Annotated in this window: 13 protein-coding genes; 4 read left to right on the top strand and 9 right to left on the bottom strand. The window is 38.7% G+C overall.

Translation table 11 applies throughout. The annotated features are described in order from the left end of the window. The 4 genes from ccoN to AAF462_04705 all read right to left on the bottom strand — a co-directional run. Window positions 1-2,006, bottom strand: a 2,006-nt coding sequence (ccoN, locus tag AAF462_04720) for a cytochrome-c oxidase, cbb3-type subunit I (protein MEM7008419.1), incomplete at its 3' end; no start/stop codon positions are given. Further along, entirely contained in the window at window positions 2,006-2,188 is a 183-nt protein-coding gene (gene ccoS / locus AAF462_04715) for a cbb3-type cytochrome oxidase assembly protein CcoS (GenBank protein MEM7008418.1), read from the bottom strand. The genes ccoS and ccoN, both read right to left, overlap by 1 nt. Continuing rightward, on the bottom strand, window positions 2,185-4,635 hold the full coding sequence (locus tag AAF462_04710; GenBank protein MEM7008417.1) for a heavy metal translocating P-type ATPase metal-binding domain-containing protein: 2,451 nt from the start codon (window positions 4,633-4,635) through the stop codon (window positions 2,185-2,187). Before AAF462_04710 ends, ccoS begins: the two co-directional genes overlap by 4 nt. Before the next feature lie 278 nt (window positions 4,636-4,913). Next, on the bottom strand, window positions 4,914-6,026 hold the full coding sequence (locus tag AAF462_04705) for a hypothetical protein (GenBank protein ID MEM7008416.1): 1,113 nt from the start codon (window positions 6,024-6,026) through the stop codon (window positions 4,914-4,916). Between the two features lie 202 nt (window positions 6,027-6,228). Between AAF462_04705 and AAF462_04700 the strand changes: the two genes are divergently transcribed. The 3 genes from AAF462_04700 to AAF462_04690 all read left to right on the top strand — a co-directional run bounded on the left by AAF462_04700 (window position 6,229) and on the right by AAF462_04690 (window position 8,766). After that, a complete protein-coding gene (locus AAF462_04700) occupies window positions 6,229-7,941 on the top strand; it encodes a solute carrier family 23 protein (GenBank protein ID MEM7008415.1) in 1,713 nt (570 codons plus the stop codon). Window positions 7,942-8,108: 167 nt separating this feature from the next. Continuing rightward, complete coding sequence (locus tag AAF462_04695; GenBank protein MEM7008414.1) at window positions 8,109-8,318, top strand: cold-shock protein; 210 nt, start codon at window positions 8,109-8,111, stop codon at window positions 8,316-8,318. Window positions 8,319-8,553: 235 nt separating this feature from the next. Then, on the top strand, window positions 8,554-8,766 hold the full coding sequence (locus AAF462_04690; protein MEM7008413.1) for a cold-shock protein: 213 nt from the start codon (window positions 8,554-8,556) through the stop codon (window positions 8,764-8,766). 93 nt (window positions 8,767-8,859) lie between these two features. On the opposite strand, the gene AAF462_04685 is transcribed toward AAF462_04690, so the two are convergent. Continuing rightward, window positions 8,860-9,696 carry a DUF2092 domain-containing protein gene (locus AAF462_04685; GenBank protein ID MEM7008412.1) on the bottom strand — a complete coding sequence of 279 codons (837 nt, stop codon included), beginning with the start codon at window positions 9,694-9,696 and terminating at the stop codon, window positions 8,860-8,862. Between the two features lie 203 nt (window positions 9,697-9,899). On the opposite strand from AAF462_04685, the gene AAF462_04680 reads away from it, so the two are divergent. Beyond that, window positions 9,900-10,124 carry a hypothetical protein gene (locus tag AAF462_04680; protein MEM7008411.1) on the top strand — a complete coding sequence of 75 codons (225 nt, stop codon included), beginning with the start codon at window positions 9,900-9,902 and terminating at the stop codon, window positions 10,122-10,124. Between the two features lie 4 nt (window positions 10,125-10,128). Here AAF462_04680 and AAF462_04675 read toward each other — a convergent pair whose 3' ends face one another. The 4 genes from AAF462_04675 to AAF462_04660 all read right to left on the bottom strand — a co-directional run. Continuing rightward, a complete protein-coding gene (locus tag AAF462_04675) occupies window positions 10,129-10,833 on the bottom strand; it encodes a hypothetical protein (GenBank protein ID MEM7008410.1) in 705 nt (234 codons plus the stop codon). Window positions 10,834-10,926: 93 nt separating this feature from the next. Next, window positions 10,927-11,445: a DinB family protein gene (locus AAF462_04670; protein MEM7008409.1), complete on the bottom strand. Its 519-nt coding sequence runs from the start codon at window positions 11,443-11,445 to the stop codon at window positions 10,927-10,929. 21 nt (window positions 11,446-11,466) lie between these two features. Further along, the gene (locus tag AAF462_04665; protein MEM7008408.1) at window positions 11,467-11,814 is read right to left on the bottom strand and encodes a hypothetical protein; all 348 of its coding nucleotides are present in this window, start codon (window positions 11,812-11,814) and stop codon (window positions 11,467-11,469) included. Between the two features lie 68 nt (window positions 11,815-11,882). Continuing rightward, window positions 11,883-12,215 (bottom strand): hypothetical protein (locus AAF462_04660; GenBank protein MEM7008407.1); only part of this gene is annotated, 333 nt, incomplete at its 5' end.

Raw genomic sequence — 12,215 nt, 5'->3', positions numbered from 1 at the left:
TTTATATCTGCATTTGCTACCTGATCCTGATCATAAGGCACTCCAAGCATTTTCATTACGCTAAGTTTCTTTCTCAAAATGTGATAGTCGGTTTTTTTAGCCGCAAGCCATGGATATGAGGGCATAATAGATTTAGGTACTATCTCCCTTGGATTTATCATATGCCTTACATGCCACATATCAGGATACTTGCCTCCGACTCTAGCTAGATCAGGACCGGTCCGCTTTGATCCCCACTGAAATGGCCTATCGTACATAGACTCACCTATAGTTGATGCATCTCCATAGCGGAGCACATCAAAAGGAAGTTTTCTTATCATCTGTGAGTGACAGACATAGCAGCCTTCTTTTATGTAGATGTCTCTTCCTGCAAGCTCAAGTGGTGTGTAAGGCTCAGTCTTCTCATTGGCCGGCAAATATTTATAAATCGATAGCGTAGGCAGTATCTCAATCACCGAACCAACAAGAATTGAGATAAAAAGAATCACAGTGAATATAAGACTCAGTGCTTCGAGTCTTCTATGTCCTGTTCCGATAGCAGTTACATCTGATTTAAGAGGAGGAACTTCGACATAGGATATGGTCTCTTTTTTAGGTGCGTGCTTTATTGTTACCCAAACGTTGTATATCAGCATAAAGAATCCAATTAAGAACAAGGAGCCTCCGATGAACCTAACCCAGTATAGAGGGACAATTCTCATCACAGTTTCTACAAAGTCCGGATACACAAGCTGCCCATTTTCACCAATTGCCTGCCACATAAGTCCTTGGGTGATTCCGCTTGCCCACATGGATATGTAGTAAAGCAGGATTCCTAAGAAACCTATCCAGAAATGCCAGTTCATTAGTTTGTGACTGTACATTTTTGTGTTCCATAATTTAGGCACAAGGTAGTAGATAATCCCGAATGTAAGAAACCCATTCCAGCCGAGTGTGCCACCATGTACGTGTCCAATAATCCAGTCAGTGTAATGAGCAAGAGAGCTTACTGATTTGATCGAGAGTAGGGGCCCCTCAAAAGTGGACATTCCATAAAAAGTGACAGCAACAGCTAGGAACTTAATAATAGGATCAGTTCTGAGTTTATGCCATGCACCTCTTAATGTGAGCAAGCCGTTAATCATACCGCCCCAGCTAGGTGCCCAGAGCATAAGACTGAATATCATTCCCAGAGTTTGCGCCCAATCAGGAAGCGCTGTGTTTAGAAGATGATGTGGTCCTGCCCAAATGTAAATAAAAACGAGAGACCAAAAATGGATAATAGAGAGTTTATAGCTGTATATCGGTCTGTTAGCCGCTTTTGGAATATAGTAGTACATCAATCCCAAAAAAGGCGTAGTTAGAAAAAATGCAACAGCATTGTGTCCATACCACCACTGCACAAGCGCGTCCTGTACTCCTGCGTACACTGGATAACTTTTAAAAAGCGCAACGGGTATTTCAATAGAGTTTACAATGTGAAGAATTGCCACAGTTACAATAGTTGCTATGTAGAACCATATTGCAACGTATAAATGTTTTACTCTTCTTATAGCTATGGTTCCGAAGAAATTAACTGCAAACACTACCCATACAACTGCAATTGCTATGTCTAGTGGCCATTCAAGCTCTGCATACTCTTTACTCATTGTGTAGCCAAGAGGAAGAGTTATCAGTGCACCAACAATTATTAGCTGCCATCCCCAGAAATGAATTTTGCTAAGAAAATCCGAATAGTTACGTGTCTTAAGTAGTCTTTGGGTTGAATGATATATGCCCGCAAAAATAATATTTCCACCGAATGCGAAAATTGCTGCATTTGTATGAAGTGGTCGGATTCTACCAAAGGTTAGCCACTCAAGCTCTAAATTTGCGGGCCAGAAAGCCAGCTGGAGAGCTGCCAATAGCCCCACGGCAAAGGCGGCAGCCCCCCAGAATATCGTGGCGTACAGAAACATTTTTACTATGTCATCGTCATAAACAATTCTGTCCATAATCCCTTGATTAGGTGCGGTTACTGAGCTCATCAAACTATCTCCTCCTTATCTTCCTTCTTTGATTCCTTTATTTCGTAGTCATCTATTAACATTCTTTCACTTGGTGTAGCAAGGTCATCATATTGCCCCTTTTTTGTAGCCCATATGAAGGCAAATAGAAATAACAGCGCTATGATTATAGATACTCCTAGAGTTAGAAAAATTATGTTCATAATATGTTGCTCTGCCTCCATGTATTAAGACTTTGTCTGTATATGCTTGAGCAAATGAGTAGGAGCGAACTAATAGGCATTAGCACCGCTGCAGCTAAAGGATCTATATATCCTAAAAGGGCAAGAGAACCAGCTCCGACGTTGTAAGTAATTGAAAATATTATGTTTCTTCTTAGCGTATTTTTTGTGATCTCTCCATGCTTGAGAAGCTCTAAGACAGTGTAGAGGTCATTATTTAGGATATAGGCATCTGAAACTTTAAGACTTTCTTCCACACTACCTTGCACTGAGAGGCCTACATCAGCAGATGAAAAGGCAGCAATATCATTGAGACCATCGCCTATCATCATGGTATGTGTATTGTTCTTTATTATCTGAGATTTTTCTTCAGGAGTTTTGCTCCAAAAAATATCCTCATCTGAGACTCCGAGTTTGAGTGCTGTCTGTTTGACATTAAGTTCATTATCTCCTGAGAGTATATGAACCTTGTAGTCATTTTCTTTTAGGAGATTGACAATATATTTAGCATCTTCTTTTAATGAATCCCCAAGGAATACTTCAGAAATAGCTGCGTCATCTCTATAGATAAGTATTTTTGTTGTGATTATTTCGTTAATATCATTTGCAACTGCTATATTTTTGTCTGATATAAATTTGTATTTATGCTGGCCAACCTTAGCTTCGATGCCCTTTGTATATATGTGTTTGAAATCTTTAACTTCTGGCAGCATTACATTTTTTTCACTTAAATAGGAAACAATGGCCCGTCCAATTGGGTGGCCGGATTTCTTCTCAATCGCGAGAACTGCTCTGAGGTCGTAATCAGAGAGCGCGGCTGTATCCCACTTGAGTATTTTATATATGCCTTTTGTTAGAGTTCCTGTTTTGTCAAAGAAAATATTTTTTACTTGAGATAGTTTTTCAAAAGTGCTTGAACTCTTTACTAGAACACCTTTATCTAGTTCTTCTCGGAGAGAAAGTCCTAAAGAAAGCGGAAGTGCAAACACAAATGCACATGGGCATGCTATCAATACAAAAGCCATTACCCTATTTAAAGCTTCAGAGGGATTCATGATGGCCGAGATTGCAACGAAAGAAATAATTGCTACTACTGCTACAAGAAGAGTAAAGGTTGTTGCAAATTTATCACTGTATGAGGAAAAACTAATTTTACTTTGATAGTTTTTTTCAACCTCATCAAGCAGCTTGCCTATGCGTGTTGAGCTTCCCACACTGCTTACTTCCACAACTGCTTCATCTGAATCTAATAAGGATCCAGCGTATACGATATCGCTTCTGAACACTGTCTGAGGAATGTTCTCTCCTGTTAGTACAGAAAGGTTTAACTCAGCGTTATTTGATAAAAGTGTTCCATCAATAGGAATACGCTCACCTTTTTTTAGTTTGATTCTTTGACCAGGTTTTATATGTTTAGTTGGTTCTAAGAAGTACTGCCTATTTCTTTCGTCCCATATCAAAAACTTGTTTTCATTAAATAGTAATTTACTTGCCGGCTCTTTTTTTGAGATACGGTCTTGTATTGATTTTAGAAAATATCTGCTTGCTAGAAGTAAAAATATGAAAGTTGTAACTGAATCAAAATATATTTGATCACTATCAATAGCGTAATTATAGGAGCTTATAAGGAACCCTACTAAAATTACCAAAACTATTGGAATGTCTACTGTCGCTCTTTTTGTTCGCAACGTCGCAATGACACTTTTGTAAAACGGTATAGCACAATATGTAACAACGGGTAGTGATAATAAAAAGTTTAATAAAGTGAAATATTCTTCAAAAACCCCCCGAGCTCCTGAGTATATAGCTGCAGATAGGAGCATGATATTTCCAGCACACACCGCTGCGACAGAGATTCTGACAAGTGCTCTTCTATTATCCTTTTCCCTAAGCTCATTGGCTTGTTCATCTACGTTAATCGGGTGCGCTTTATAGCCAAATCTTTTTACTATTTCAGGGAAGCCTGAGAATTTTTGGTTTTCCTTGAAATTCACAGTTGCAATATTAGTTGACATATTGAGTGAAACTGACTCCACATCGTTCATATAATCAGGAATTTTCTCGATTAACCATAGGCAAGCACCGCAATGAATGCCTTCAATATAGAATTTCATTTCAAGCGGGAATTTTGGATTTGTATATTGAGATATGAAATTTTCCTGGTTTAGGTATTTATATTCTTCTGTCGATTCAGGATCAATAGGTCGAACTATTTTCTCTATATTCTGTTCTTTTTTTATTGTGTAAAAGCTCTCGAGCCCAAGATTATTGAGCAGCTGATAAACAGCACTGCATCCCGTACAACAGAAAAACTTGCCACTGGACTCAACTGTTTCGGATAAACTAAGATCTTCACCACAATGCTCACACAGATTAGCTAAGGGTATGGTGCTAGAAATTCCATATTTGTTTGCCGTGGTATTCTTCATAACCTTGCCCTTGTATTCATCATTAATACAAATGTATGAATACACTACAAATAAGAGCAAATACCATGCCAAGCTTATTCTCAATGATTACTGAGGATTTTAAGTCGGTAGTTTGTCAGATGTACGAAATTCTGACAATGTTAGTGAGTTTGATTATTAATATGAGAATATATACCTAATTCATAAGCTGAGATTCTTTTGCGCCAAAAAGAGAATAGGATATTAGTTCGAACTGTATCAACTATCCCGAGCCAAAGTTTTGGATACTTAGTTTAGTGTTAAAAGAATTTTAGTCTTGAAAGATTACCAAAATGTACTTCTATTCTGAACCTGACACCGACCAGGGTGTCCCAATCATATTTTTCTCTCCAAAATATACTAGGGGCAATTTCTCCAAATAACCATCTCCAGCGTATATTTTGCCTTAATCTTAGTCTAACGCGCGTCTCTTTAAAGAACTCATCTATTCTCGTCTCCCCAATCGTTCTCCATTGCAGAACGATTCCAGTTCTTTCCGCCAATTTATGGAATAGTTGAAAATTCTGCTCTATGAAATAACCCTTTTTGCGCTGAAACCAATTGCCAAAAGTTGAGGATCTAAAGAATGATCGGTCTTTGAAGATAACTCGCTCAATGTCAAAGCGAGTCTTATTGGTAAATTGTCTGTCAGTAAACCATCTAAAATTGTCAGTTAGCCTAAATCCCCATTTGCCGTATGTCCTGTATATTCTCGCTCTCAAACCTGCAAACCATGCTACTCCAGAAGATCTTATCCTTATTCCGGTATCAACCCCCAGACTTTGCCATGGAGAATTAAATAAGAAATACCTTAAAAATAATGTTCCTGTCTCGTCGTTATCTTGAATGTCTTGTTCCAACTCATCCTGATCACCCTCGTCACCATTAAAGAAGATACGTAACCTATTCTTGGTTTTTGGGACACGTATGTTTGCTCTTACCGTCGGAATAAAGTCAAACCCCTGTCTTTGTTCAATATCAAAATCCAGCCTTACCCAAATCCTAGATCTATTGGCCTCCTCAAGGGATCTGTCGTCGCCCCAGAACGTATCGAGCTTATTTGTAACACCAAGTACGGATTCTGAAAAGAATCTGTGAGTCCGTCCTATTGCTCCTTGGTCTTCTTTAGAAGGCCCAGGTTCTTGTTCATCATCATCGTTATTACTATCTTCAGAGTTAATATTGGTTGATTCATTGCTATCAGATTTATCCTCTTTCTTGATTTCTTCATCATTATTTTGTTCCGAAGTTGTTTTTTGGTCTGAATCCACTTTTTGGGCATACAAATTCTCTGTAAAAAATGGGAGGGCAAATAGAATTATCACTAAAGGAATGTAAATCTTGTTTCTTGTCAATGTTTTATGAAGAGTCATATAAGATTACACCGCTTTGCTAAGATTCTACTATATTGGGATACATATGTTAATACTGCTCGTAGAATCTTAGATATATCATTTGTAATAGCCTAAAAAAGCACTCCAATTAAGCAAATAACACACTTGTGATTTGTATAATTTATATAGTTATAGTAGATTCGTAATTCATAATATAAAACCAATATATTAGTTCTTATAGATGGCGAGAAGACCAGAAAACCTCTTATATGCAGTTGAAGATAAACCTCCGTTTATCCGCTTAGTCCTTTTAGGAATTCAGAATACTATTCTAATTGCTATATATCTGGTCTATATAGTTATTATCACTAAGGCGGCCGGCTCCACTCAGCAAACAACTGTAAGTGCGATTAGCATGGGTATGATAGCAGTAGCAATTGCTACAGTCCTACAATCATTATCAAAAGGTCCAATAGGATCAGGGTATTTTTCGCCACCGGTATACTCTGCAATATATCTTGGGCCGTCAGTTCTCGCAGCCAAGGCCGGTGGTCTGCCAGCAGTGTTTGGTATGACGATATTTGCTGGTTTAGTAGAGTTACTACTTTCCGGGTTTCTACATAAACTAAGGCCTTATTTCCCTCCAGCTGTGTCTGGTTTTATCATACTCATCGTAGGCATACAGTTAGGGCTTGTCGGGTTGGATCAGGTGTTAGATATTGCTAACTATGATGACCCAAAATTTATTTACCATGTTGTTATATCAGTACTAAGTCTAAGCACTATTATCGCTCTAAGCGTTTGGGCCAAAGGTCTTGCAAGGCTTCTGTGTTCACTCATAGGAATATTAGTAGGTTTTGTTATCTCCATTCCACTTGGACTTATTTCATCTGAGTCCGTATCACTTTTTACCAGCCTTTCATTTATTGATTTGCCCAATTTTGGTTATATCTCCTATAGCTTTGATTACGCTCTCATTCCAGCATTTCTTACTGCAGGACTTGCCGCGGCTTTAAGAACTATAGGGGTGATTACCACCAGCCAGAAAATTAATGATGATGATTGGAAGAAGCCCGATATTGTTTCGATAAAAAAGGGTGTTTTGGCTGATGGCATAGGTTGTATCTTGGGAGGTGTGATGGGAACTCCAGGCATGAATTCATCACCTAGTATTATAGGCGTAGCAAAAGCTACGGGCGCAACCAGCCGCTACATTGCCTTGCCTACAGCAATAATTCTTATAGCACTGGCATTCTTTCCAAAAATATCCAGTTTCTTTTTGATGCTTCCACTCTCTGTAATAGGGGCTGCTCTATTGGTCAACGCAGCTTTTATGATATCTGGAGGAATGGAGATTATTACATCGCGTAATATCGACAGCAGAATGAGTTATATCATAGGCATTCCGCTACTGCTCGGCATAAGCAGAAAGGTATACCCACATTACTATGAAGAAATCCCTAAGGCTCTTCAGCTTATAAGCAATTCGGTTCTATCTCTAGGGGTAATTGCAATAATCTTATTAAATATCTTATTTAGAATCGGCATTAAGCAAAGAAAAGTCTTTGTATTTGACGAATCAGATTCAGACCTAACTACATTAAAGGAATATCTTCATTCTAGATCCAGCCAATGGCAGCTAGACCCCGACGTTATTCAAAGAGCGACCAACTCCACCAAACAGGTGATCGAACATATTCGGGAAGCAAAACTCCATAATAGCAATATTGGCATAAAGGTATCCTATGACCAGCTTGATCTTCAGATTGATATTAGCTACGAAGGGGTTTTGTTGTCACTTCCGAATATAAGCGTAAAAGCTGAGTCTTATGTTGAAGAAGAGGCTTTTGCACACGGGCTGGCAGATTTTCTCACAGGTGTATATCCAGATAGATACCAAGTTTCATCAAAGAAAAATAGCTCTAAGATAAGTTTATTCTTCAATGTTATGTAATACCTATATAAATTAGCGGGTTGTTTCTCTAAGAATATATGTTATATTCATATCAAGAGTTTGCAGTAGTTCAAGTTAAACCTAAGAGAACCATCTATAAAGATATAATCTGAAAGTAACCCAGGACCACTAGCATAACCTAATATATCCAAGGAGGTTAATCGAACATGGCAGAACGTGAGATTGGCACAGTAAAGTGGTTCAATTCTACAAAAGGCTTTGGTTTCATAGAGCGTGAAAACGAGAAAGATGTATTCGTTCACTATAGTGAAATTAATGATACGGGCTATCGTTCCTTAGACGAGGGACAGCGCGTTGAGTTTACTGTTGTTGATGGCGAAAAAGGCCCTCAGGCACAACAAGTAGTTATTGTATAAAGTAGAAAACCAAAATAGTGCGCTGTATAATCTACAGCGCACACTTTTCCCCTCCTATGTATTAAAATATTACTCAAAACTTATTGTGAAAAGCTAAATATACATTGACACATATTAACCCATATGCTATCTTGAAGCAGAGTTTGCAGTAGTTCTGGTCCGACGTAAGATTCCCATCTGAAAGAGATTTTGAACCACTAGCACAACCCAAAATATTCAAGGAGGTTAATCGAACATGTCTGAACGTGAGATTGGCACTGTAAAGTGGTTCAATTCTACAAAGGGATTTGGTTTCATCGAGCGTGAGAATGAAAAAGATGTATTCGTTCACTATAGTGAAATCAACGCTACAGGCTACCGCACTCTCGAAGAGGGACAGCGTGTAGAGTTCACAGTGGTTGACGGCGAAAAAGGCCCACAAGCCCAAAACGTTACATTAGCTGCTTAAAGTAGAAAATTAACAGTGCGCTGTAATCACTACAGCGCACTTCCTTTTTTAAACTTCTTTTAGTCTTCTGAAATTTAACTTAGAGATATAAACTTAGAAACTGATTTGCCCTGTTGATCTGACACTTCCCATATTCATCCTGGGCTTGTTTAGTATTTCTGACATGTCTGTTCTTTGATTTAGGTCTGGAATATCAGGCTTAAATGCAAAGTTTGTAATAGGTTTGTCTATTACCCAATCTCTAAGAATAGCAATGTACTGTGGTTTTCCAGGAAGGTTCTTATATGTTATCACTAATTTTCTTGGTATTTGACGTTTTCCGCTCTCAATCCATATTTGCCAGTCTATATTTGGCTGCACAAAGGCAAGGTGATCACATCTAACACCAAACACTCTGCTTGTGCCAAAATAGTTGCCGGAGGTTACATTCTGGGTCAGAGCTCTGAAGATGTTGATGTAGAGAAAATCGCTAAGAGACGGCGTGAAATTGTAATCACTTTTTAGTTTGTCCAGGGCTTGATCTATAGTTGCCGGAAGAGTTGCAATTGAATATAGATTAGTTGGCAACTCTAACACCGTTAACTTTCCTTCTTCAAACCATAATTTGTAGCCGCCAAGGTCGCTTATAAACTCAATCGTCAAATTGTTCTTCTTTTTCATAAAGACCTTTTGCTCAGCTGAGTATTGTATTGCCCTTTGGGATGTAATTAACTGATCAAACATTACTTCCGCTTTAAAGGTATACTCATCCTTGCTTCCCAAAAAGTAGCTCATGTTTTGAAGAATTTCAGCAGCTTGGGGATCAATATTTGGGTTTTGCGCGTACGACGTACTACTTAAATTACTACTTCCAACAAACACACTAACAACAAAAACGCTGAATAATATTATTACAACTTGTGATAAATTTGTCCTAATACCTTTAACCATGTCCTATTTCCTCCATTCAATATAACTCTTTAAAGCATGGAACCTGAGCGTTCCAAACCGCCTTATTGAGTAATTTATCATACTCCATTCACAAATTTTAGACAAGAGCAGGGCACATAAGAGTACAAGTAATCTCGGAATTGACATTTGTCGCTTTGAATGAAATAATCAGATTATTACAGCCAGGAGGGAGGAAAAATTTTATGAAAAAATTTATTTACGCTCTTATGGTTTTAACATTTGCTGTTGCACTTGGAATATATGTATACCCAAGCACTGGTGAGTGCGAGAACTGTAATCAGGGAAAACAGTGCAGCACATCATATGACTGCGGTGAGATAGGGGTTTGCTACTGTCAGTACTCATATGAAACTGAGCAGGATACGGGCGGTGGTATCCCAGCTAACGGCACATGCTATTTTGAATAGATCTCTATTTACAGTCTCTTGTCCATACGTTAATAAGCGAATCGAAACCTCTTAGAATAGGTGGGACATCCCTTGGATTAAGCAGAATCTCAATAGGAACTATTGTGCCTTGATACGCATTGAAAGTATCTCTGCTTGCATACTCTAATATGCTTCCAGAGAGGTCAGTTCCTGCTAACACTTGTCCTCCATACTTTACATAAGCAATTATGGATTTTATCTCTGTATTCGCTTCTTTGCCGATTGGTCCAACTGAGGTATTTTCTGAAGTTAAGTGCATCTCGGCCCCTAAGAATGTTCTTACAACATCTTCATCTTCTAAAAGAATAATAAGGCCTCCTCCGCCTTGTTCAAAACTCTTTATGTTATTTATGTCATAATAAATAGGCTCAGTGAAGTTTGTTAGACTATCACTACGGCATGCCAAAAGACCTGTTCCTCTAAAATCCCCTCTGCTCTCCACAACTTCTATATTTGGTATTACTAAAAAACATTCAGCGCTGCACACCAAGTCTCGTGGTATGGATTTACTAGGATTTTTTTTTGCATTTTGCATAACTTCATTTAGAAAACTTGTTGTTGAATCAGCAATCTTTTCAGTTGGTGATTTAACATTGAATCCTTCCGTCTGAGCATGCATAAAGTTTGCATATCCAATGCCTACTAGAAGCACTAGAGCTATGATCAAGAGTTTTAAACTTGTATTCATTTTATAGTCTCCATCTTTGCCATCGGTATAGTGAAAATTACAGTCTAAATTATTCTAGATAAGTTAAGAAATTGTTAAGAAATTGTTAAGGCTTTATTCGGAGCCGGCGTATTGGGTGAGTGACGGAAGCCAAGGGATATCCGTTACTCCCGGCTCATAACCTAACTGTTTAATAAGTGTTGTCACCTGACCCCGATGGTGCGTTTGGTGGTTAAACATATGTGTTGCCAACACCCAAATTGGTAATGTTCTTTTGAAATTTTCAACGTTACTGACGTAATCATATGACTCATGTAGCTTTTCATCCGTCATACTTTGTACCCAGTCTATTATTTCTTGGTCCATCTTTTCCTGGGCAGATTTTAGTTCAAGAAAGTCTTCAAAAAGATCAACGCCGATTTTTCTTGGGGTAAATTTGTTGTCCCTTAGCCTCTCGAGCCAGGCAAGGTCTCCGTAATAGATATGATTAAGGGTGCCATGAATGGACTTAAAAAATGCTCCCATATCCTTTTTCCTATCTTCATCAGGTATATCTAAGCAAACTTGGTAGATATTAGCGTCCATCCACTTGTTGTATTGAGCCATTAATTCAAAGTAGTTTTTTGGAAACACAACCCACCCATAGAAAAAAAATTACAGCAAATGATAAATTAGCATAAAGAAATACCTTAGATTAGGAGTAGCCTCTTTTGTTGCGTTTATATCACTCATAGTCCTAGCATCAAAGCCTAGAAAAACATTATAGCCTTCTGCAACATTCTTGAATTCTTCAAAATCTATAGTCACAGGCTGAGGCACTGTTAGAGGTCGTACATTTAATTTTGCTGATTCAATCAATATTCCCTCATCTACAACAGTAGCGCTGAACCAGCGGTCTGAATCAGGCAATGGAAGCTCTATGCCGTCTCCCACTTTTTGCTTTATTAATTCCCACTCTTCTTCTCTTGAATCGCTCCAATCAATTTTTCTATCGAATAACAATTTATTGATCCTCCTTTGTAATTCTTAATCAAATAATTATTTGAATGTAACTGTTTTTATAGATTTTACTACCTAACTGTAGGCTCGCCCTGAGGAACTAGTGGTGCGGGCTGTTCAACTAAAGGCTCGGGTTGTTCCACAAGTGCAGGGGGCTGTCTGACAAGAGGGTCAGGTTGTTCTACGAGTGGCGCAGGCTGTTCTACTAGAGGTGCCGGCTGACGTACAAGAGGGTCAGGCTGCTGCACCAATGGCTCTACTACACCTCGGGGCTGCTCAATTAACGGGTCTCCCTCAACTAAAGGCTCTGTCTGCTCTATTATTCCATCTGGCTCACTAACAACTCCTCCTGGAGGAAGTTCTACATTCTCACGCTCGGGTGCAATCCCCCCTGGACCGGGGTC

The organism is Thermodesulfobacteriota bacterium (assembly GCA_039028315.1).
Lineage (GTDB): Bacteria > Desulfobacterota_D > UBA1144 > Nemesobacterales > UBA2774 > CR02bin9.
Note: the sequence above shows the minus strand (reverse complement) of the source record. Positions and strands in the feature narration are given on the sequence as shown.